Source organism: Pseudomonas sp. 14P_8.1_Bac3, from assembly GCF_025466085.1.
Lineage (GTDB): Bacteria > Pseudomonadota > Gammaproteobacteria > Pseudomonadales > Pseudomonadaceae > Aquipseudomonas.
On sequence record NZ_JANLOD010000078.1, the window covers coordinates 252,580 to 273,704 of the forward strand.

Below are 21,125 nucleotides of genomic sequence, written 5' to 3' on the forward strand. Positions count from 1 at the left end.
AGACGGAAGACTCGTGGGAATCTTCCGTCTCCAACCAAGCGTAGGCGCTGTAGGTGAGGCCGTCGAATCGGCCGGGTGCAATATCAGCGTTTGTTGCCGGTCAAGCCACCGAGGAGGCCGCCGATTCCGCCACCCGTGCCGCCGTTGACCAGCCCGCCAGCCGCGGTGACGGTGTTGCCCAATGAGGTCACGGTATTGCCGAGCGCCGCGGTGACCGGGTTGCCGTTGCTGGCGGCAATCGCGCCGCCGAGGTTGGCGACTGCGCCGCCGGCCTGGCCGGTCAGGCTGGCAACCGGAGCACCGAGACCGGTGGCGGCGCCAACGTTTTGGGTGATGCCGCTGACGGCAGTGACTGCAGGAGTGAGCGCAGTGTTGAGGTTGGTGCCGACGTTGGCCAGTGCCGCAGTCGGGCCGAGATTGGCGACCCCGCTGCCGCCGAGCGCACCACCGACGGTGGCGACCAGATTGCCGCCGGCCACCGCATTATTGCCCGCGGCATTGACCACGGCGTTGCCACCGCCCAGACCCTGGCCGAGATTGACCACGGCGCCGCCGACGGTCTCCAGCAAACCGTTGCTGCCCAGCCCGCCGCCCGTTCCGGAGCCCGTGCCATTGGACACCAGGCCGCCTGCTTTGCCGACGGCGGAGCCAGTGTTGCTCAGTGCATTGCCGAGGGTGTCGGTTACCGGATTGCCGTTACCGGCATCGGTGACTTTGTCGCCCACACCGTCAACGGTGTCGCCGACTTTCTTGATCACGCCTTTGAGCGGATCACCCAGGCCGGTGGCGTCGCCCACCTTGTCGGTGGTGCTTTCCACCATGGCGATTACCGGCACCAGTCTGTCACCAACTTCCTTGGTCACCGAGCCCAGCGGGCCGGTTGTCGTGGCGGTGCTCAGGGTGTCGCCGAGCATGGTGACTTTTTCACCGACGCCATCCAGCACCGGCGCGACTTTCGTCACTACGCCGCCGACCAGGGGAATGCTGTTGGTGGCGGTGGCGAGTTTGCCGCTGACGTCGGAAACGCCGTTGCCGACATCCTGCACCACGCCACCGACTGCCGACGCGGTGACGCCGAGACCGTTCGGGTCGGTGGCGAGTTTGCCCACGCCGTTGCCCAGGCCATCACCCAATGTAGTCACCACGTTGCCGGCGGTGTGGGCCACGCTTTGCACCACGCCGCCGACGACCGGAACCGAGTTCAGTGAGTTGCCGATCTGACCGACGCCATCGCCGAGACCGCTGACGGTGGTGCCGAGATCCTGGACCAGGGTGGTGGTCACCAACGGGTTCACGGTTGGCGTCGTGGTGCCACCGCCGCCGTTTCCACCGGTTCCCCCGCCAGCTCCCCCCGTACCGCCTGTTCCGCCGCCCGTTCCGCCAGTGCCGCCGTCTGTACCACCCGCGCCACCGGTACCGCCACCGCCCGCCCCCCCGGCACCTGCCGTGGTCGTGCTGTCAGGGGAGGAGCTGTCGGAGCTGCTGTGATGACCGCCACCACCGCTGCTGCAACCGGCCAGGCCGAGAGACAGGATGAGCGCCAGGGCTGTTGCCGATTTGCACCACATTTGATTTTGATTTTTCATGATGAGATTCCTTGCACCTGTAACAACGTCGCTGTTTTCGATAGCTCGCCGATTCTGTCGTCGGCGATGCCTTCGTCCGTTGTCTACATAACAATCGCAAGGGCTCTGGGGCGCCATTCTCAAGTTGGTATTAACCCGATATATACGGGTGCGCGGCTGCTGCCTAAGCACTAATACCTAAGGTGTGATTTTTGGTGGGGGTTGGAAATAAATTCGTTGTAAATCAACGGTGGGAGTTTTTGTCGGGGGCGGGGAGCAAGGCGGTAAAACTTAAGTTATATACACACAATTAACCATGTATCACGCCCGATTTTCCTGATCGCAGATGAACGTTGCAGGGGCTGGCTTGCTGGCGATGGCGTCATCAGGAACAGCGTCCCGTCCGAAATTTCTCGCCAGCAGGCTGCTCCTGCAGGTGTTCTCAAGCGACTGGTCGCCAATGTCCGACCATGTGCTCAAGATCCCCAGCCCCCACCAGTTGAAAATCGCCACTGGAGCCCGCCGCGCTGGCGAGCAGCGTCACTTCGCTGGGCAGGCGTACCGGTTTGCGGAACTGGACGGCGATCTCGACATTCGCCGTCGGCAGATAATCGGCCAGGGCCGCGAGCGTGCGCGCCTTGTTCCACAGCCCATGGGCTATCGCGGTGGGGAAGCCGAACAGCTTGGCGCTCGCGGCGCTGAGGTGGATCGGGTTGTAGTCGCCGGACACTTTGGCGTACTGCCGGCCAATGTCCGCCGGGGCCTTCCAGCGCGTGACTTCGGTCAGCGCCAGGGTCGATGCCAGCACTTCCTCGACCGGCTCACCCTCAAGTTTCACGCCACGACAGAGCATCTGGCTTTCCGCTTCCCACAGCGGTCCCAATTGATCATCGAGCGTCGTCACCAGATCAAACGTCGCACCCTTGGCGTGCGGTTGCAGATTCTGCACCTGCACGCTGACCCGCGCGCGATTCACACCGCCCAGGGGCCGCAAGACGCGAATCCGGTTGCTCAGGTGAATCAGCCCCAACAGCGGAAACGGAAAATCCTTCGCCGTGAGCAATTGCATCTGTAATGCAAACGCCAAGACGTGCGGGTATGTCGGCGGCAACAGACCATTGTCGGCAAAGCCGCAGACAGTTCGGTAGGCCGCCAGGCGTTTCGGATCGACATCGACCCAGCAACGCAACCCGGTGTCGGGCAGGGTGGTGCCGGTGATCTTGCGCCGCGTCGCGGCCTGCAGATACAACCCGGGCAAGCTCGGTTCGCGGTTGAGTACGTGCCAGTCGGTGATCATCACTAAGCCCCCAAAACACTTTGCCCACACACCCGCAACGCTTGCCCGGTAAACGCGCCGCTGCCCGGTTGTGCCAGCCAGGCCACCGCTTCGGCGACGTCTTGTGGCAGGCCGCCCTGGCCCAGCGAACTCATGCGCCGGCCGGCTTCGCGCAAAGCGAAGGGGATGTGCGCGGTCATCTGCGTTTCGATAAACCCGGGCGCGACGGCGTTGATGCTGATCCCGCGCGCATTCAGCAACGGTGCCCAGGCTTCGGCCAGGCCGATCAACCCGGCCTTGCTCGCGGCGTAATTGGTTTGCCCGCGATTGCCGGCGATGCCGCTTATGGACGCCAGCAGAATCACCCGACTGTTGTCGCGCAAGGTGCCGCTGTCGAGCAGTGCCTTGGTCAACACTTGCGGGGCATTGAGATTGACCGCAAGCACCGCGTCCCAGAATTCCGGGGTCATGTTGGCCAGGGTTTTATCCCGGGTGATGCCGGCGTTGTGCACCACGATGTCGACCCCGTCCGGCAACTGTTCGATCAACTGCGCGGCGGCGTCTGCAGCGCAGATGTCGAGGGTGATGCTGCGTCCCCCGAGGCGGGCGGCCAGGGCTTCAAGATCGGTTTTGGCCGGTGGCACGTCGAGCAGAATCACCTCGGCGCCGTCCCGGGCCAGGGTTTCGGCAATCGAGGCACCGATGCCGCGCGCCGCGCCGGTCACCAGCGCCTTGCGACCCGCCAGCGGCCGTGTCCAGTCGGTGACCGGGGTGTCGCAGGCGTTCAGGCGAATCACTTGCCCGGAGACGAAGGCACTTTTTGGCGAGAGGAAAAACCGCAACGGACCTTCCAGTTGATCCTCGGCACCTTCGCCGATATGGATCAGCTGCAACGTGCCGCCGCTGCGCAGTTCCTTGGCCAGCGAGCGACTGAAGCCTTCGATGGCCCGTTGTGCACTGGCGGCGAAGGGGTCACTCAGGGTCTGCGGTGCACGACCGAGAATCACCAGGTGTGCGCTGTGATCGAGGTTTTTCATCAATGGCTGAAAAAACTCGCGCAGCTGTTTGAGTTGATCGGTGTGCACCAGGTCGCTGGCGTCGAACACCACGGCTTTCAGTTGGGGACCGTGGCCGGGAATCCATGCTGTGGCCATGGAGGGCTCGGTGCCGTAGCTGTAGATCGCGTCGGTCAGGCGATTGGCGAAGGCGCTGACTTTTTCCACCAGCGGCCCGCCGCCGATCAGCAGCGCCCCTTCGACCGGACGCAGCCGGCCTGCTTGCCAGCGCTCCAGGCGCACCGGCGAAGGCAGACCCAGGGCCCCGACCAGACGATGGCCGACGGATGAATTGGCGAAGTCGATATAGCGGTCAGACATGGAACGCGCTCCAGCAGCTGGGGTTCCAAGTGTGGACCACGAATGGCAATCAGTCGTTCGATTCGCGAGATAAGGCCTACGCTTGAGCCATTGTGGAGCGGTTTTGGAATGCAATCCCGTGTGGGAGCGGGCTTGCTCGCGAAAGCGGTGTATCAGCCAATACAGATGTTGAAGGTGCCGGCCTCTTCGCGAGCAAGCCCGCTCCCACAGGGAATTGGTTTGATTTTCAGACATTTTATCAGGAGCTTTTCATGACTCAGCTGCGCCGCGTCGCGATCATCGGTGGTAACCGTATTCCTTTCGCTCGCTCCAACGGGCCATACGCCACCGCGAGCAATCAGGCGATGCTCACGGCAGCGCTCGAAGGCCTGATCGAGCGTTTCAACCTGCACGGCCTGCGCATGGGCGAGGTCGCGGCCGGGGCAGTGCTCAAGCATTCCCGGGATTTCAACCTGACCCGCGAATGCGTGCTCGGCTCGCGGCTGTCGCCGACCACCCCGGCCTATGACATTCAGCAAGCGTGCGGCACCGGGCTGGAAGCGGCGTTGCTGGTGGCCAATAAAATCGCCCTCGGTCAGATCGAGTGCGGCATTGCCGGTGGCGTCGACACCACGTCCGACGCACCGATCGGTATCAACGAAGGCCTGCGCAGAATCCTCCTGCAAGCCAATCGCGCCAAGACCACGGGCGACAAACTGAAAACCTTCCTGCAACTGCGCCCCGGCCATCTCATCCCGGAATTTCCCCGCAATGGCGAGCCGCGTACCGGCCTGTCGATGGGCGAGCACTGCGAATTAATGGCGCAGACCTGGCACATTCCCCGCGCCGAGCAGGATCAGCTGGCGCTGGAGAGTCACCAGAAACTGGCGGCGTCGTACACCGAGGGCTGGCACAGCGACCTGATGACGCCGTTCCTCGGCTTGACCCGCGACAACAACCTGCGTCCGGACCTGACCCTGGAAAAGCTGGCCTCGCTCAAACCCGCCTTCGAAAAAAGCGCCAAAGGCACATTGACCGCCGGCAACTCGACCCCGCTCACTGATGGCGCGTCGCTGGTGCTGCTGGGCAGTGAAGAATGGGCGAGGGCGCGCGGTTTGCCAGTCCTCGCCTATTTGCGCGATGGCGAGGCGGCGGCAGTGGATTTCGTCAACGGTGCCGAAGGGCTATTGATGGCGCCGGTGTACGCGGTGCCCCGTTTGCTGGCGCGCAACGGCCTGACCTTGCAGGATTTCGATTACTACGAAATCCACGAAGCCTTCGCGGCGCAGGTGCTGTGTACGTTGAAGGCCTGGGAAGATCCGGAGTACTGCAAAACCCGCCTCGGCCTTGATGCACCGCTGGGCGCCATCGATCGCGCCCGGCTTAACGTCAAAGGCAGTTCGCTGGCGGCGGGGCATCCGTTTGCCGCCACGGGGGGAAGGATTGTGGCGAATCTGGCCAAGCTGCTTGATGCGGCGGGCAAGGGCCGGGGGCTGATCTCGATTTGTGCGGCGGGTGGGCAGGGCGTCACGGCCATCATCGAGCGCTGATGTCTGACATCTTCGAGAAACCTGTGGGAGCGGGCTTGCTCGCGAAGGCGGTGCGTCAGTCGACATTTTCCCTGACTGACACCCCGCCTTCGCGAGCAAGCCCGCTCCCACAGGGGATCTGCGTCGTTGTTGAATATGTGGGCGACTTGGCCTAACGTCGGCCAACCGCCATCCTGCGACATAAGACCAGTCAATGCCGAACAACGGACAACAATCCCTCGAACGCGCAATTCCTGCATTAACCGTGCTGCCGCGCCCGCTTTATGCGCGCGCCGAAAGCCTGAATGCCGGTTCATGGACCCCGTCCCACCGACACGACTGGGTGCAGTTTTCCTACGCCATCAGCGGCGTTCTCGGTGTACACACCGCCGAGGGCAGTTTCTTCGCACCGCCGCAGTGGGGCATCTGGATTCCGGCGGATTTCGAGCATCAGGTGGTGACCTCGATGCGCGCCGAGATGCGCAGCCTGTACGTGCGCCGCGAGGACTGCCCATGGGCCGACGATCGCTGTCGGGTGCTGGAGGTGACGCCGCTGGCTCGGGAGTTGATCAAGAGTTTTTGCCTGCTGCCCGTGGAGTATCCACAGGGCGACACGCCGCAAGCCCGGCTGGTGAGTGTATTGCTGGATCAGTTGGCGAACCTGCCCGAAGTCGGTTTTTCGCTGCCTTTGCCGCGGAATGAGCGGCTGCTGGGGTTGTGCAATGAGCTGATCGAAAACCCGGAGCAGAACGTGACGTTGCAGGCCTGGGCGCAGCGCTTGGGGACGTCGGAGAAAACCCTGATGCGTCTGTTCCAGCGTGAAACCGGGTTGAGTTTTCGCGGCTGGCGACAGCGGATGCGGCTGCTGTCGTCGTTGAGTCTGCTGGAGGAGGGGAACAGCGTGACCAATGCCGCGCTGGCGTGTGGGTATGACTCGACGTCGGCGTTTATCGCTGCGTTCAGAGGGTTGTTCGGGTTCACGCCAGGGGAATTGTTCAAGCAGTAACACCGCAGGTCCAATGTGGGAGCGGGCTTGCTCGCGAAACGGTGTGTCAGTCAATAAAGATATCGGCTGTCATACCGCTTTCGCGAGCAAGCCTGCTCCCACATTGGGCCTGCGGCGTTTCGGGAATCAGGTCCTGAACCGACGAACCAACCCGTCCAGCTCATTCGACAGCCCCGCCAGGCTCTGGGAATCCAGGCGCGCCGAGTTCGCCAGTTCCGCCACCAACTGCGCATCGCCATGGATCTGGCTGATGTGCCGATTGATGTCTTCCGCCACCTGGTGCTGTTGTTCCGCCGCGGTGGCGATCTGGGTGTTCATGTCGCGGATCACGTCCACCGACTCACGAATCTGTCCGAAGCTGCTGCGCGCTTCGCCGATGCGGCTCACCGACTGCTGGGACACTTCCAGGCTGGCGTGCATTTGTTGCGTGACCTGGCTGGTGCGCTTGGCGAGGTTGCCGAGCAAGCCGTCGATTTCCGCCGTCGAATCGGCGGTGCGTTTGGCCAATGCCCGCACTTCGTCCGCCACCACCGCAAAGCCGCGACCCTGTTCACCGGCGCGAGCCGCTTCAATCGCGGCGTTCAGCGCCAGCAGGTTGGTCTGTTCAGCGATCGAACGGATGGTCCCGAGAATCGACTGAATGTCGTTGCTGTCACGCTCGAGTTGTTGCATCGACTGCGCCGACTGCTCGATCTCCTGGCTCAGGCGATCGACGCTGGTCACCGCTGCATCAATCTGCTGCTGACCTTCACGGGCCTGGCGCTGGCCGCTGTCGGCCGATTCGGCGGCCTGACTGCAGGAGCGCGCCACTTCGTTGGCGGTGGCGACCATTTCGTGGAACGCAGTGGAGACCATGTCCACGGCTTCCCGCTGACGACCTGCCGCTTCGGCCATGTCGCTGGAGACCTGGGTCGAGCTCTTGGACGTCGCGAGAATGCTGGTCGCGGCGCCGCCGATGCTTTGAATCAAGTTGCGAATCGCCGCCAGGAACTGGTTGAACCAGTTGGCCAGTTGCGCGGTTTCGTCGCTGCCACGAATTTGCAGGTTCTGGGTCAGGTCGCCTTCGCCCTGGGCGATGCCTTCCAGGCCGCTGGCCACACTGCGGATCGGCCGCACGATGACACTGGCGAAACTGGCGCCGACCACGGCGAAGAGCACGGCCAGCACGGCGGCGATGATCGCGATCAGCCAGGTCAGCTGGGTGGCCGAGCTCATCACGTCGTTCTGTTTGATCAGGCCGATAAAGGTCCAGCCCAGTTGCTCCGACGGCCAGACGTTGGCCATGTAGCGCTCGCCGTTGAGCTCGACTTCGACCAGGCCTTTACCGGCCTTGGCCAGTTGCGCATAACCTTCGCCGAGGCTGCTCAAGGCCTTGAAGTTGTGTTCCGGTTGCTTCGGATCGACCAGCACGGTGCCGGTGTTTTCCAGCAGCATCAGGTAGCCGGTTTCCCCGAGCTTGATCTGTTTGACGATTTCGGTGAGCTGCTTGAGCGTCACGTCGATGCTGACCACGCCGCCGTTGGTGCCGAGCTTGTTATCGATGGTGCGCACCGTGCTGACGTAGGTCGCGTCGTCCTGGGCCCAGTAATAAGCCTCGGTGCGGAAAGGCTTGCCCGGTTTGGCCTGGGCCGCCTTGTACCAAGGGCGCTGGCGCGGGTCGTAGTTGTTCAGCTTGGCATCGTCGGGCCAGGAGACGTAGCCGCCAGCGGCGGTGCCGAGGATGGCGTAGGCGTAGGACGGGTGACTGTTGCCCAGGCTCTGCAGGAGCGCGAAGACCTTTTTATCCGCCTCGCCCTGCGGGATGGTTTCCGCGTTGGCGCTCATGTAAGTCTTGAGGCCGGCGTCGGATTCCTTGATCAGTGGCTGGTTCGCCAGGTAATCGACGTTCTGGCTGATGCCGTCGAAGAACAGCTGCATGGCGTTGCTGACCTGACGGATCTCGCGGCCACTGCCGTCGATGAAATTATCCTTGGCATCACTGCGCAAGTTCAGCACAACGAGGGTGGCGACCAGCACCACGGGCACGCAGGCGATGATTGCAAACGCCCACGTCAACTTCTGTTTGATGTTCATCCGCGCTCCAGATTTTCTTGTAGGCCCACGCAGTGCAGATGACTCGCGGAATTATTGGCAGCCGTAAATGGTTTTTTGATCCCGATTCCTTGGGCGCGCCATCGTCTTCTGTAGGAACGATCGTCGGACAAATCACTTTGTTAATGATGACTTCGGCTGCCGGAGGAGGAAATTGAGGGCAATCGTGAAAAATCCTACGAAGGGTATGTGCCGGTATGTCGGATTCTGTCGCAAATCCCCTCTTATCCCTTCTCCGACAAGTCCTGCCGGCTCGGCTATGATCCTTGTCGGTCGATGAACCTGGCGGGATTTGCCGGTTTTTTTCGGCACATTGTGTGCATCCACACGGTTCATAGGTCGGCAACCCCTCCCCCGAATGAGTGGATTGCCGTATAACGAATGACTTTCGCGTGTTTGGTAATAAAGGACCCACAATAAAAGCTGATGAAGACTCCAAAACGCATTGAACCCCTGATCGAGGACGGTCTGGTCGACGAGGTGCTGCGCCCACTCATGAGTGGTAAAGAAGCAGCTGTTTATGTGGTGCGCTGCGGCAACGAGTTACGTTGCGCGAAGGTCTACAAGGAGGCGAATAAACGCAGTTTCCGCCAGGCGGCCGAGTATCAGGAAGGCCGCAAGGTGCGCAACAGTCGGCAGGCCCGAGCCATGGCCAAGGGCTCCAAGTTCGGCAAGAAAGAAACCGAGGACGCCTGGCAGAACGCCGAAGTGGCGGCACTGTTTCGTCTGGCTGGCGCGGGTGTGCGGGTTCCTCAGCCCTATGACTTCCTCGAAGGCGTGCTGCTGATGGAACTGGTGGCGGACGAATACGGCGATGCCGCGCCACGCCTCAACGACGTGGTGCTCGAGCCGGACCAGGCGCGCGAGTATCACGCGTTCCTGATTTCGCAGATCGTGCTGATGCTGTGTACCGGTCTGGTGCACGGTGACCTGTCGGAGTTCAATGTGCTGTTGACGCCGACCGGCCCGGTCATCATCGACCTGCCGCAAGCGGTCGACGCGGCGGGCAACAACCACGCGTTCAGCATGCTGGAGCGGGACGTGGGCAACATGGCCTCGTACTTCGGGCGGTTTGCGCCGGAGTTGAAGAAGACCAAGTACGCCAAGGAAATGTGGGCCTTGTACGAGGCCGGTACCTTGCACCCGTCCAGTGCCCTGACCGGTGAGTTCGACGAACCGGAGGAATTGGCCGACGTTGGCGGGATCATGCGCGAAATCGAGGCGGCTCGCCTGGACGAAGAGCGCAAGCAAGCGGTCCGCGCGGCAGATGACGCGCCACCGAACAAGACCGAAGAGCCGCCACCCCCGTGGATGCAGTGATCGGTCAATAAAAAACCCGGCTTCGGCCGGGTTTTTTGTCGGTCTCTCAGGCACGAACCGATTCAGCGCAGCCACCCGACTCAAGATTCTTCAGAATCGGGCAGTCCGGGCGGTGATCGCCGTGGCAGTGCTCGACCAGGTCTTGCAGCGTGTCGCGCAACTCGCCGAGTTCGCGAATCTTCTGGTTGAGCTCGTCGATGTGTTGACGCGCCAAGGCCTTCACATCGGCGCTGGCCCGCTGGCGGTCCTGCCAGAGGGTCAGCAGTTTGCCGACCTCTTCCAGGGAAAAGCCCAGGTCCCGCGAGCGCTTGATAAACGCCAGCGTGTGCAAGTCGGCGTCGCTATAGAGCCGATAGCCGCTGTCCGTACGATGGGCCGCCTTGAGCAAACCAATGGACTCGTAATAACGGATCATCTTCGCGCTCAGGCCACTGCGCCGGGCTGCTTGGCCGATGTTCATCGGTTGTCCTCCAGATCCTTGGGTTGCCAGGTTTTCAACAGTAGCGCATTGCTCACCACGCTGACGCTCGACAACGCCATCGCCGCACCGGCCAGCACCGGGTTGAGGAAGCCGAACGCCGCCAGCGGAATACCGATCAGGTTATAGACAAAGGCCCAGAACAGGTTCTGCCGGATCTTCGCGTAGGTCTTGCGACTGATCTCCAGCGCTGCGGGAACCAGTCGTGGATCGCCGCGCATCAGGGTGATCCCGGCCGCCTGCATGGCGACGTCGGTGCCACCGCCCATGGCGATGCCGATGTCAGCGGCGGCCAGGGCCGGGGCGTCGTTGATACCGTCGCCGACCATCGCCACCACGCCGGTTTTTTTCAATTGCGCCACAGTGGCCGCCTTGTCGGCCGGCAGCACCTCGGCATGGACATCACTGATGCCGAGCGCCTCGGCGACCACTTTGGCGCTGCCGCGATTGTCACCGGTCAGCAGGTGGCTGCTGATGTGGCGCGCGTTGAGCTGTTGCACGGCTTGCAGTGCACCGGGCTTGAGGGTGTCGCCGAACGCGAACAGGCCCAGCACGCCCGGCTGCGGACCTTGCGCGATCAGCCAGGACAGGGTCCGGCCTTCGGTTTCCCACGCGGCGGCGGAGTCAGCCAATGGGCCTGCGCTCAAACCGCTCTCTTCCAGCAAGCGCCGATTGCCCAGCGCCAACCGCCGGCCGTCGAGGGTGCCAGCGATACCGCGGCCGGTCAGCGACTGACTGTCGCTGACATCCGCCACGCTCAAGCCGCGTTCGGCACACGCCTGCAGAACCGCTTTCGCCAGGGGGTGCTCACTGCCGCGTTGCAGGGCGCCGGCCATTTGCAGCAGGGCCGCTTCGTTGCCGTCGATGGCGCTCAAATGGGCGATGCGCGGCGCGCCAGAGGTCAGGGTGCCGGTCTTGTCGAATACGACAGCGCTGACTTGATGGGCTCGTTCCAGGGCTTCGGCGTCCTTGATCAGAATCCCATGGCGCGCCGCCACACCGGTGCCGGCCATGATGGCGGTGGGCGTCGCCAGGCCTAGGGCGCAAGGGCAGGCAATCACCAGCACGGCGACGGCGTTGATCAATGCGGTTTCCAGCGGCGCGCCGTACAGCCACCAACCGATCAGGGTCGCCAGGGCAATCAGCAACACCGTCGGCACGAACACTTGGCTGACTTTATCCACCAGTTTCTGGATCGGCGCCTTCGCAGCTTGGGCGTCTTCCACCAGGCGGATGATTCGCGCCAGCACGGTTTCCGCGCCCAAGGCCTGGGTGCGCACCAGCAGCCGGCCTTCACCATTGATGGCGCCGCCGGTGACCTTGTCGCCGGGTTGTTTCGGCACCGGCAGGCTTTCGCCGCTGATCAGCGCTTCATCGGCATGGCTCTGGCCTTCGACCACTTCGCCGTCCACCGGGAAGCGTTCGCCGGGTTTGATCAGCACCAGGTCATTCAGGCGCAAGGCGCTGATGGCGACGTCCTGTTCGCGGCCGTCGATCACTTGAATCGCCCGTTCCGGACGCAGTGCTTCGAGGGCGCGGATGGCGCTGGTCGTCTGGCGTTTGGCGCGGCTTTCGAGGTATTTGCCCAGCAGCACCAGCGCGATCACCACCGCCGACGCTTCGAAATACAGGTGCGGCATGCGCCCGGTGGCGGTGGCCCATTCATAGAGGCTCAAGCCGTAACCGGCGCTGGTGCCGAGGGCGACCAGCAGGTCCATGTTACCGGCCCCGGCGCGCACGGCTTTCCACGCGGCAACATAAAAGCGTGCGCCGAAAATGAATTGCACCGGGGTGGCCAAGGCGAATTGCACCCACGCCGGGAGCATCCAGTGCACGCCGAATGGTTGCAGCAGCATCGGTAATACCAACGGCAAGGCGAGGGCGATGGCCAGGATCAAGGCCCAGCGCTCACGGTGCAGGCGCTGTTGTTGAGTATCGGTTTGTGGGTGCTCGACCTCCCAGACGCTGGCGTTGTAGCCGGCCTTGGTCACGGCGGCGATCAGGGTTTGCGGATCGATCTGCCCCAGCAGTTCAAGATGGGCACGTTCGTTGGCCAGGTTGACGCTGACGCTTTTGACCCCAGGCACGTTGCCCAGCGCCCGTTCGACCCGGCCGACGCAGGACGCGCAGGTCATGCCGTCGATGCTCAGTTCCAGGCTCTGCTGCGGCACGCTATAACCGGCCTGCTGTACGGCCTCCATCAACGCCGGCAAGCTGTCGCTGGGCGCCTGGACCCGCGCCTGCTCGGTGGCCAGGTTGACGCTGACGGCTGAGGCGCCGATGACTTTGCTCAAGGCACGCTCGACACGCCCGGCGCAACTGGCGCAGGTCATGCCGGCAATCGGCAGATCAAACGTGGTGGATTCGGACATCGGTCGCGCTCCCTGTAGTAGATGACTACAGGATCAACCTTGCCATGCTGGCAAGGTCAAGCGCCAATATTCAATCCGTCAACGACCACTGTGGGAGCGAGTCTCAATATTCCAAGGCTGCCGGCTTCAGATACATCCCTTCCTGCGTCATCGCAATCCGGAACTTCAATACATCCCCGGCCTTGAGCGTGATGATCTGCGAGCCCGGTGCCAGCATCCCCGGATTGCAGCCCTGCGCCTGGCCCGGCAGCAGTTTCAGGCGCAGCGAAACATTGCCCGGCGGCAGGTTGAACGACGTGCTTTGCTCCTGAAACAGCCGCGCTGACAGCTGATCCTGGATGTACACACCGATTTCGCAGTTGGTCGACACTTCCAGGCGCTCGCGGGAAATGATCAGGACGCCATAATCCTCCCCCGCAGCATGGACCGAGGGCACGGCGGCGATAAGGCTGAGTAAGCCAAACAGGCTGAAAGCTGACCAGCGCATGGCTGAATCTCCTGAGATCGAGTCATTGATGCACGCAGCTTGGCCGAGCGCGGCGCCGATTGCCAGCCCGGCAGATTATTCAGGAACTTGACCTTGCCATCATGGCAAGCTTGAGACTGCTCGCCACCTCAATCAAGGAGTCATCCCATGCAAGTATTCAACGTTCAGGGCATGTCCTGTGGTCACTGCGTCAGAGCCATCACCCAGGCGGTGCAAGCCCAGGATCCGGCAGCCAGCGTGCGGGTCGATCTGGCCGCCAGGGAAGTGGGCGTCGAGAGTACGTTGACGGCGGAGCAAGTGATCGCAGCAATCCGCGAGGAAGGTTACGAAGTGCACGTCGCCTGAGGCCCCTTGTGGGAGCGAGCCTGCTCGCGATAGCTGCGTCTCAGTCAGATGTGATGTGGCTGAAACACCGCTATCGCGAGCAGGCTCGCTCCCACAGGGTATTGCGTTTATCCAGCAGGTTTCTGTTAGTTAGCGAGCTATCAGAATGTTCATCGGGTTCATGCGCGGCTAAACTGTGGGGCTGCCGCCCTCAGTCCCACATGGATGCCTGATGAATTTCCGTACCGTTTTGATACTTGGCGCCCTGAGTGCTTTTGGGCCGCTTGCAATCGACTTCTATCTGCCGGCATTCCCCGCCATCGCGCTGACGTTCGGCACCGATGAGCAACATGTCCAACTCACACTGGCGGCCTATTTTCTCGGATTATCCATTGGCCAACTGATGTACGGCCCGGTGGCGGATCGGTTTGGCCGGCGGGTGCCGTTGCTGACGGGCGTCGGTTTGTTCACCGTCGCATCGCTGGCGTGCGCCTATGCGCCGAATCTGGAATGGCTGCTCGGTGCGCGTTTCGTCCAGGCGTTGGGTGGCTGCGCGGGGATGGTGATTTCCCGGGCGATCGTCAGTGACAAGTGCGATGCGGTAGGGTCGGCCAAGGTCTTTTCGCAACTGATGCTGGTCATGGGGCTGGCGCCGATTCTCGCGCCAATGCTCGGCGGCCTGTTGGTCAACACCACGGGCTGGCAGTCGATTTTCCTGGCACTGACCGGTTTCAGTGCCCTGGCCGCGCTGGCCGTGGCGCTCGGCTTGCCGGAAAGCATGCCTGCGCATGTGCCACGTCAACCGCTGTCCGGGGCGCTGCGCCAATACGGTCGGCTGTTGTCGAACCCGATCTACCTCGGCCACGCCCTGACCGGCGGCATCGCCATCGCCGGGATGTTTGCCTACATCGCCGGTTCGCCGTTTGTCTTCATCAAGCTCTACGGCGTGCCGGCCGAGCACTTCGGCTGGTTGTTCGGCACCAACGCGGCGGGCTTCATCCTGGTCGCGCAGGTCAACGCGCGGTTGCTGGCCAAGCGTGGCCCGGCTTTCCTGCTGGCGCGTGCGGTGTGGGTTTACGTGGCGGCGGGGCTGACATTGCTGGCCGTGAGCTCGCTACACACCGAGCAACTGTGGCCGCTGCTGATCCCGCTGTTCATCTGCATCGCCAGCCTCGGTTGTATCCTGCCCAACGCCTCGGCCTGTGCCATGAACGGCCAGGGCGCCCGTGCCGGCAGTGCGTCGGCAATGCTCGGTTGCCTGCAATTCAGTGTCGCCGCCGGGGCGGCTTCGCTGGTGGGAATCTTGTACGACGGCAGCGCAATGCCGATGGCCATGGTCATCAGTCTGTGCGGAATTCTGGTGGTGAGCGTGGCGATGCTCACCCGGCGTTTGCAAAATGCCCGGGCGCTGGCGCAAGCCCAGGTGTGAGGATGGCCTCAGCCGACAGCGCGTTGCTGTTGGACGGGAATCTGATGAGGGGCGTGCAATCGTGCTTCGAGGGTTTGGGTGAAGGCACGAGCTTCGGCTTCGCTACGGAACGTCACCGCGTGTTGGTCCAGGCGGACTTGCCACTGGGATTTTGCCAATTCTTTTATCAGGATCTTCATTGCTGACCTCCTCGGTTAAAAGATTGCGTCGCAGAGAGCACGATTGTAGACCCGAATACGATCGCAATTATGACAATGGTCAACGTTCGGACTGACGGTGTCGTCCTTTCGGACGACACTTGTATCAACGTGTTTCAGAAGCCTTCGAGGACAATCTTGCCCTTGGATTTGCCGCTTTCCAGCAGCTCATGGGCGCGACGCAGATTCGCCGCGTTGATCGTTCCGAAGTGCTCGCCCACCGTGGTTTTCAAAGTTCCGGCGTCGATTAGCGCGGCGACCCGGTTGAGCAGTTTGTGCTGCTCGATCATGTCCGGCGTTTCGAACAGTGAGCGGGTGTACATGAACTCCCAATGCAGAGACAGGCTCTTGCGCTTGAGCTTGGTCACGTCCAGCGCCTTCGGATCATCGATCAACGCGAGCTTGCCTTGCGGCGCCAATGCCTCGACCAGTTGATCCAGGTGATGATCGGTCTGGGTCAGGCTGGCGACGTGGGTCACCTGCGCGACGCCCGCGCGTTTCAGCGCTTCGCTCAACGGCTGGCTGTGGTCGATCACCCGATCGGCGCCCAGGTCACGCACCCAGGTCTGGGTCTGCTCGCGGGACGCGGTGCCGATGACTTGCAGGCCGGTGAGCTGACTCGCCAGTTGCGTCAGGATCGAACCGACACCGCCGGCCGCGCCGACGATCAGCAGGCTCTGGCCTTCATCGGTTTTACCTTCGCGCACTTGCAGGCGTTCGAAGAGCAATTCCCAGGCCGTGATGGCCGTCAGCGGCAAGGCGGCGGCTTCGGCGAAACCGATGGTTTTCGGCATATGGCCGACAATGCGCTCGTCCACCACGTGCAACTCGCTGTTGCCGCCGGCGCGGGCGATAGAGCCGGCGTAGAACACATTGTCGCCAGCCTTGAACAATGTCACTTCACTGCCGACCGCCCTGACCACACCGGCGACGTCCCAACCCAGCACTTTGGCCGCGCCGTTTTCCGGCTGGACGTTCTGCCGGATCTTGGTGTCCACCGGGTTGACCGAAATGGCTTTGACTTCCACCAGCAGGTCGCGCGGCCCGGCGACCGGTTCTGGCAGCTCGATGTCTTGCAGGGATTTGGCGTCGCTGATCGGCAACGAGTGGTAATAGGCGATGGCTTTCATAACGGATTCCTGAACGGTAATAGAAGAAGGGCTCAAGCCACGGCACGCAGGCGCTTGAGGTCGAAGTGTTCGATCAGCTCCCCGGCCTTGGCGCGAAAGTTCTGGATGTGTGCGCTGGCGTCATGGGCCTGCAGCGCTTCATCGCTGCTCCACTGTTCGATCATGTAGAAGGCCTGCGGATTGGCGAGGTCCTGGTGCAGATCGTATTGGCCGCAACCGGCCTCCGCGCGTGTTGGTTCGAGCAGCGCACGCAGGTGCTGCTCAAGGGCATCTTGCTGCCCAGGTTTGGCGATCAGCGTGGCAATGGCAGTGAAAGGCTGGGACATGGTCGACTCCGGGAGCGGGATGATTTCGATGGGACAAATGATTGGCTATTTCTTCGCAAGATAAAACCCGCTAAAAGAGCAGTCTCTTTCAATATTATTTTGATAATCGAGGCTTTGATGCTGCGTTTCGATGACTTGCAGTTGTTTGTCCGGGCGGCCGACCTGGGCAGTCTGTCGGCGGCAGCCCGGGGCATGGACATGTCGGCGGCGGTGGCCAGTGCGGCGTTGAAGCGCATCGAACAACAACTCGGCGCCCGGCTGCTTGCCCGCTCCACCCGCAGCTTGCGCCTGACGGCCGAGGGTGAAGGGTTCCTCGAATACGCCCGGGCCGCACTGAGCAATCTCGACGAGGGCCGCCGGTTATTGGCCAGCGGTCAGGACCAGGTCAGTGGTGTCCTGCAGCTGTCGGCGCCCTCGGACTTTGGCCGCAACCTGTTATTGCCGTGGCTGGACGAGTTCCAGCGTGAACACCCGAAACTCACGGTACGCCTGCTGTTGGGCGACCGCATCGCCGACCTGTTCCGCCAACCGGTGGATATCGCCCTGCGCTACGGGGAACCGGAAGACTCGAGCCTGGTGGCGCTGCCCATCGCGCCGGACAACCGACGCGTGCTGTGTGCGGCGCCGAGCTACCTGGCCCGGCATGGCGAACCACGGCAACTGGAACAGCTGGCGCAACACAATTGCCTGCTGTTCATGCTCGGCAGCCGGGTTCACGACCACTGGAGTTTTCACGATGGCAAACGCGACGTCAGCCTGACCGTCAGCGGTGACCGCTTCAGCGACGATGCCGACGTGGTTCGCCTGTGGGCGGTGGCGGGCGCCGGTATCGCCTACAAATCCTGGCTCGATGTGGCCGCTGACGTGTTGGCCGGTCGCTTGAAGGTGTTGATGCCGGAACTGCTCTGTGAGCGCGCACCGCTGAATCTGCTGTGCGCACATCGCGCACAATTGAGTAAGCCGGTGAACCTTTTGCGGGAAATGCTTGCCAGCCGATGTACTCATTTAGGCAGCCAATTTCCCGCGTTGCCGGGGACCGATCATTAGTCGCAGGCAAATAGCGAAATTTCCCTCAGGATCAATCACCACCAATGGTTTCCGGGGGGCAGGAACCGGCGATCAACCCGCTTATACTAGCGCCCGCCTCATGTGCGCACCGTCGGGCTCGCCCATGGCGAGTCCGCGTTCGAGCCGGCCAGGCTCCTCGGTCAATTCCCGACCTTTGCGGGTCTTCGAAGCATCGGTTGGGGGCGTGGAAGGCCTGGCCCGGTTCATGGCGGTTTCCACGTCTTGGCCGACGACACATTACTGGTCAAGATGTCTCTGAGCAGTAGACGAAACGATTCAACAGGGAGTGAATACATGGAACATGCACCTTGCATCAGCCAGATCGCCACGTTGCTGGCTGACCCAAAGCGCAGCGCAATGATGTGGGCCTTGATGGACGGCGCGGCACGACAGACCGAAGAGCTGGCATTGCTGGCCCGGCTGTCGCCGTCATCGGCCAGTGCACACTTGGGGCGGTTGTCCGCCGGAGGTCTGTTGAAAGTCGAAACCCGCGGCCGCAAGCGCTTCTTCCGCCTCGCCGCACCCGAAGTCGGGGCCGCGATAGAGGCGCTGGCCAGTGCGACGATTGCCAGCACGCCTCGGGACATCCCCGAGATTTTCAAACGCACCACCCCTGTCCCGAAACGTCAGGCCGCGCCTTCGTCCTTGTTGCGCGCCCGGCTGTGCGACGATCATCTGGGCGGTACGCTGGCAGCCGATCTGTATCAGCGCTTGCTGGAGGCGGGATGGATCGAGCAGTTCGATCATCGCGTGTCGATCACGCATAAGGGCGCCACGGAACTGGCATCGCGCGGGGTGTTCGTCCAGGCGTTGGCGAACAGCACCAGCAGAGCCGCCTGTGCCTGTCCCGACTGGAGTGAAAGACGCCCGCACATGGGTGGTTCACTGGGGGCGGCATTGTTGCAGCTGTTCATGCAGTCTGGCTGGCTGAGCCTGCCGAACGATTCGCGCGCGTTGCACGTCACGGCGCTGGGGCAGCGTGAAATCCATCGATTCGCCAAGGAGGCCGAGTTGGAAATGGCGCTGTAAATACCCATCGATGGGAGCGGGCAGGCCCGCTCCCACAGGACTTACGGTTTGACTAACCGCGCATCCAGGCTGTTTTGCGCCAGGCGTTTGGCCTGATCCTGGGTCATGCCCAGATCGGTGTACAACGCGTGGAAGTTCTCGGTCACGTAACCGCCGAAGTAGGCCGGGTCATCCGAGTTCACGGTGACTTTCAAGCCGCGTTCCAGCATGTCGAGGATGTTGTGCTGGGACATGTGATCGAACACGCAAAGCTTGGTGTTGGACAACGGGCAGACGGTCAGCGGGATTTGCTCGTCGATGATCCGCTGCATCAATCGCTCGTCCTCGATAGCCCGCACGCCATGGTCGATCCGCTGGATTTTCAGCAGGTCGAGTGCTTCCCAGATGTATTCGGGCGGGCCTTCCTCGCCGGCGTGGGCGACGGTCAGGAAGCCTTCGTGACGGGCGCGATCAAACACCCGCTGGAACTTGCTCGGTGGGTGGCCCATCTCCGAACTGTCCAGGCCGACGGCAACAAACGCATCACGGAACGGCAGCGCCCGGTCGAGGGTTTTCTCGGCTTGTTCTTCGCTCAAGTGGCGCAGGAAACTCAGGATCAAGCCGCTGGTGATGCCCAGTTGCTGCTCGCCATCTTTCAACGCGGCGGCGATGCCGTTGAGCACCACTTCAAACGGCACGCCACGATCGGTGTGGGTCTGTGGGTCGAAGAACGGTTCGGTGTGAATGACATTCTGCGCCTTGCAGCGCAGGAGGTAGGCCCAGGTCAGGTCGTAAAAATCCTGGGAGGTGCGCAGCACGTCGGCACCCTGGTAGTACAGGTCGAGGAATTCTTGCAGGTTGTTGAAGGCGTACGCCTTGCGCAGGGTTTCGACGTCGCTCCACGGCAGGGCGATCTTGTTGCGTTCGGCCAGGGCGAACAGCAGCTCGGGCTCCAGCGAGCCCTCAAGGTGCAGGTGCAGTTCTGCCTTGGGCAGGGCGTTCAGCCAATCGTACATTGTCGACATCTCATCAGGTGCAATGGCGGCATTCTACAGATGCTCGCTGCAACAATTGGTAAAAACTGACCCAGCGGTTCATTCAGCCGCTTCCTGCTCCCGCCGATAAGCGTAGGTGTCGGCGAAGCGCGAGAGCAGGAACTCGGCGCAGGTGGTGGCCGGGTATTTCGCCGGGTGTCGGGCATCCTGACAACCGGGCAGGCATTCGATGCGCGTGTCCGGATGCGGCTCGGCGAAGAACGGCATCGAGTAACGATCCACCCCCAGCGGGCTGATCACCCGGTGCGGCGTCGACAAATAACGGTCGTTGCTCCAGCGCGCCATCATGTCGCCGAGGTTGACCACGAACGTGCCTTCGATGGGCGGCGCATCGATCCATTTGCCGTTGACGTTGCGCACTTGCAGGCCGCCCGCGCCATCCTGATACAGCAAGGTGATGCAGCCGTAATCGGTGTGCGCGCCTGCGCCCTGCTGCTCGGCGGAACTGGCGGTGTGACGCGGCGGGTAGTGGATCATCCGCAGCACGCTGACCGGATCTTTGAAGCGCTGGTCAAAGAAGTCGCGCTCGATGTTCAGCGACAGCGTCATCGCGCGCAGCAGGGTTTGCGCGAGGGCCTGCATGTCGAGGTAATGCTGCTCCATCAGCGCCTCCCAACCGGGCATCGCCGGGTGGCGGTTGGGGCCACGCAACGGTTTTTCCGCGAGCACGTCCGGGTGACTGGCCGGCAGGTGCAGGCCCATGTCGAAAGTTTCTTTCAGGTCGCTGGGTTTGGACGGGTCGAGTTGTTCGGTGGCGATGGCGCCGTAGCCACGGTGATGGCGGGTCTGGGTGATGTCGATCTTGAGCTTTTCGGCGACGGGCCGGGCGAAGAAACGCCGGGCGTGATCGAGCACCGACTCGATGCGCGAAGTGCCGATCGGGTGACCCTTGATGTAGAAAAAGCCCCACTCGCGGCAGGCGCGGTCGATCTGCGTGGCGACCGATTGCCAGGCGATTGGGTCGTCGCTGTAGAGCGCAGTGATGTCGATGATGGGAAGGCTGTTCATGCGCAGTCCTTGAAGACGCTGAAGATCCATTGTAGGAGCGAGCCTGCTCGCGATCACGACGTGTGTCGGCATCAGTGCTGTCTGACGCACCGCAATCGCCA

19 protein-coding genes and 1 pseudogene are annotated in these 21,125 nt (G+C 62.4%); 7 read left to right on the forward strand and 13 right to left on the reverse strand.

Going from position 1 to position 21,125, the window contains the following annotated elements:
• Positions 1–83: 83 nt before the first annotated feature.
• The 3 genes from NTD84_RS29695 to NTD84_RS29705 all read right to left on the reverse strand — a co-directional run bounded on the left by NTD84_RS29695 (position 84) and on the right by NTD84_RS29705 (position 4,217).
• A complete protein-coding gene (locus tag NTD84_RS29695; RefSeq protein WP_262172621.1) occupies positions 84–1,586 on the reverse strand; it encodes a collagen-like triple helix repeat-containing protein in 1,503 nt (500 codons plus the stop codon).
• A 421-nt stretch (positions 1,587–2,007) separates the two neighbouring features.
• Positions 2,008–2,862 (reverse strand): MaoC family dehydratase, encoded by an 855-nt coding sequence (locus tag NTD84_RS29700; RefSeq protein ID WP_262172622.1) that lies wholly within the window; start codon positions 2,860–2,862, stop codon positions 2,008–2,010.
• Positions 2,863–2,864: 2 nt separating this feature from the next.
• The gene (locus tag NTD84_RS29705; RefSeq protein WP_262172624.1) at positions 2,865–4,217 is read right to left on the reverse strand and encodes a 3-oxoacyl-ACP reductase; all 1,353 of its coding nucleotides are present in this window, start codon (positions 4,215–4,217) and stop codon (positions 2,865–2,867) included.
• Between the two features lie 251 nt (positions 4,218–4,468).
• On the opposite strand from NTD84_RS29705, the gene NTD84_RS29710 reads away from it, so the two are divergent.
• Both NTD84_RS29710 and NTD84_RS29715 read left to right on the forward strand, forming a co-directional pair.
• Positions 4,469–5,746 (forward strand): acetyl-CoA C-acetyltransferase, encoded by a 1,278-nt coding sequence (locus tag NTD84_RS29710; RefSeq protein ID WP_262172625.1) that lies wholly within the window; start codon positions 4,469–4,471, stop codon positions 5,744–5,746.
• A 193-nt stretch (positions 5,747–5,939) separates the two neighbouring features.
• Positions 5,940–6,731: an AraC family transcriptional regulator gene (locus NTD84_RS29715; RefSeq protein WP_262172626.1), complete on the forward strand. Its 792-nt coding sequence runs from the start codon at positions 5,940–5,942 to the stop codon at positions 6,729–6,731.
• 126 nt (positions 6,732–6,857) lie between these two features.
• On the opposite strand, the gene NTD84_RS30200 is transcribed toward NTD84_RS29715, so the two are convergent.
• Both NTD84_RS30200 and NTD84_RS30205 read right to left on the reverse strand, forming a co-directional pair.
• On the reverse strand, positions 6,858–7,625 hold the full coding sequence (locus tag NTD84_RS30200; RefSeq protein ID WP_410017389.1) for a methyl-accepting chemotaxis protein: 768 nt from the start codon (positions 7,623–7,625) through the stop codon (positions 6,858–6,860).
• Positions 7,626–7,715: 90 nt separating this feature from the next.
• A pseudogene (locus NTD84_RS30205) lies at positions 7,716–8,804 on the reverse strand (cache domain-containing protein); the annotation flags it as partial.
• A gap of 444 nt (positions 8,805–9,248) precedes the next feature.
• Here NTD84_RS30205 and NTD84_RS29725 point away from each other — a divergent pair.
• Positions 9,249–10,142: a PA4780 family RIO1-like protein kinase gene (locus NTD84_RS29725; protein WP_262172628.1), complete on the forward strand. Its 894-nt coding sequence runs from the start codon at positions 9,249–9,251 to the stop codon at positions 10,140–10,142.
• 46 nt (positions 10,143–10,188) lie between these two features.
• Here NTD84_RS29725 and cueR read toward each other — a convergent pair whose 3' ends face one another.
• The 3 genes from cueR to NTD84_RS29740 form a co-directional block, all read right to left on the reverse strand.
• Positions 10,189–10,602, reverse strand: a complete 414-nt coding sequence (gene cueR / locus NTD84_RS29730; protein ID WP_262172629.1) for a Cu(I)-responsive transcriptional regulator — start codon at positions 10,600–10,602, stop codon at positions 10,189–10,191.
• Positions 10,599–12,992 (reverse strand): heavy metal translocating P-type ATPase, encoded by a 2,394-nt coding sequence (locus NTD84_RS29735; RefSeq protein ID WP_262172630.1) that lies wholly within the window; start codon positions 12,990–12,992, stop codon positions 10,599–10,601. The genes cueR and NTD84_RS29735 overlap by 4 nt, the downstream gene beginning before the upstream one ends.
• Positions 12,993–13,095: 103 nt before the next feature.
• Positions 13,096–13,479, reverse strand: coding sequence for a hypothetical protein (locus NTD84_RS29740; RefSeq protein WP_262172631.1), 384 nt, complete (start codon positions 13,477–13,479; stop codon positions 13,096–13,098).
• A gap of 147 nt (positions 13,480–13,626) precedes the next feature.
• On the opposite strand from NTD84_RS29740, the gene NTD84_RS29745 reads away from it, so the two are divergent.
• Positions 13,627–13,824 carry a heavy-metal-associated domain-containing protein gene (locus NTD84_RS29745; protein WP_262172632.1) on the forward strand — a complete coding sequence of 66 codons (198 nt, stop codon included), beginning with the start codon at positions 13,627–13,629 and terminating at the stop codon, positions 13,822–13,824.
• A 211-nt stretch (positions 13,825–14,035) separates the two neighbouring features.
• Entirely contained in the window at positions 14,036–15,232 is a 1,197-nt protein-coding gene (locus NTD84_RS29750; protein WP_262172633.1) for a multidrug effflux MFS transporter, read from the forward strand.
• 8 nt (positions 15,233–15,240) lie between these two features.
• Here the strand turns inward: NTD84_RS29750 and NTD84_RS29755 are convergent, their stop codons facing one another.
• The 3 genes from NTD84_RS29755 to NTD84_RS29765 all read right to left on the reverse strand — a co-directional run bounded on the left by NTD84_RS29755 (position 15,241) and on the right by NTD84_RS29765 (position 16,885).
• Complete coding sequence (locus NTD84_RS29755; protein ID WP_262172634.1) at positions 15,241–15,411, reverse strand: hypothetical protein; 171 nt, start codon at positions 15,409–15,411, stop codon at positions 15,241–15,243.
• A gap of 134 nt (positions 15,412–15,545) precedes the next feature.
• Positions 15,546–16,559: a zinc-binding alcohol dehydrogenase family protein gene (locus NTD84_RS29760; protein WP_262172635.1), complete on the reverse strand. Its 1,014-nt coding sequence runs from the start codon at positions 16,557–16,559 to the stop codon at positions 15,546–15,548.
• A gap of 32 nt (positions 16,560–16,591) precedes the next feature.
• Entirely contained in the window at positions 16,592–16,885 is a 294-nt protein-coding gene (locus NTD84_RS29765) for a putative quinol monooxygenase (RefSeq protein ID WP_262172636.1), read from the reverse strand.
• A 117-nt stretch (positions 16,886–17,002) separates the two neighbouring features.
• Between NTD84_RS29765 and NTD84_RS29770 the strand changes: the two genes are divergently transcribed.
• Both NTD84_RS29770 and NTD84_RS29775 read left to right on the forward strand, forming a co-directional pair.
• Positions 17,003–17,932 carry a LysR family transcriptional regulator gene (locus NTD84_RS29770; protein WP_262172637.1) on the forward strand — a complete coding sequence of 310 codons (930 nt, stop codon included), beginning with the start codon at positions 17,003–17,005 and terminating at the stop codon, positions 17,930–17,932.
• A 315-nt stretch (positions 17,933–18,247) separates the two neighbouring features.
• Positions 18,248–18,982 carry an ArsR/SmtB family transcription factor gene (locus NTD84_RS29775; RefSeq protein ID WP_262172638.1) on the forward strand — a complete coding sequence of 245 codons (735 nt, stop codon included), beginning with the start codon at positions 18,248–18,250 and terminating at the stop codon, positions 18,980–18,982.
• 41 nt (positions 18,983–19,023) lie between these two features.
• Here the strand turns inward: NTD84_RS29775 and NTD84_RS29780 are convergent, their stop codons facing one another.
• Entirely contained in the window at positions 19,024–19,977 is a 954-nt protein-coding gene (locus tag NTD84_RS29780) for an adenosine deaminase (protein ID WP_262172639.1), read from the reverse strand.
• A gap of 78 nt (positions 19,978–20,055) precedes the next feature.
• The gene (locus tag NTD84_RS29785) at positions 20,056–21,024 is read right to left on the reverse strand and encodes an isopenicillin N synthase family dioxygenase (RefSeq protein ID WP_262172641.1); all 969 of its coding nucleotides are present in this window, start codon (positions 21,022–21,024) and stop codon (positions 20,056–20,058) included.
• Positions 21,025–21,125: the final 101 nt, after the last annotated feature.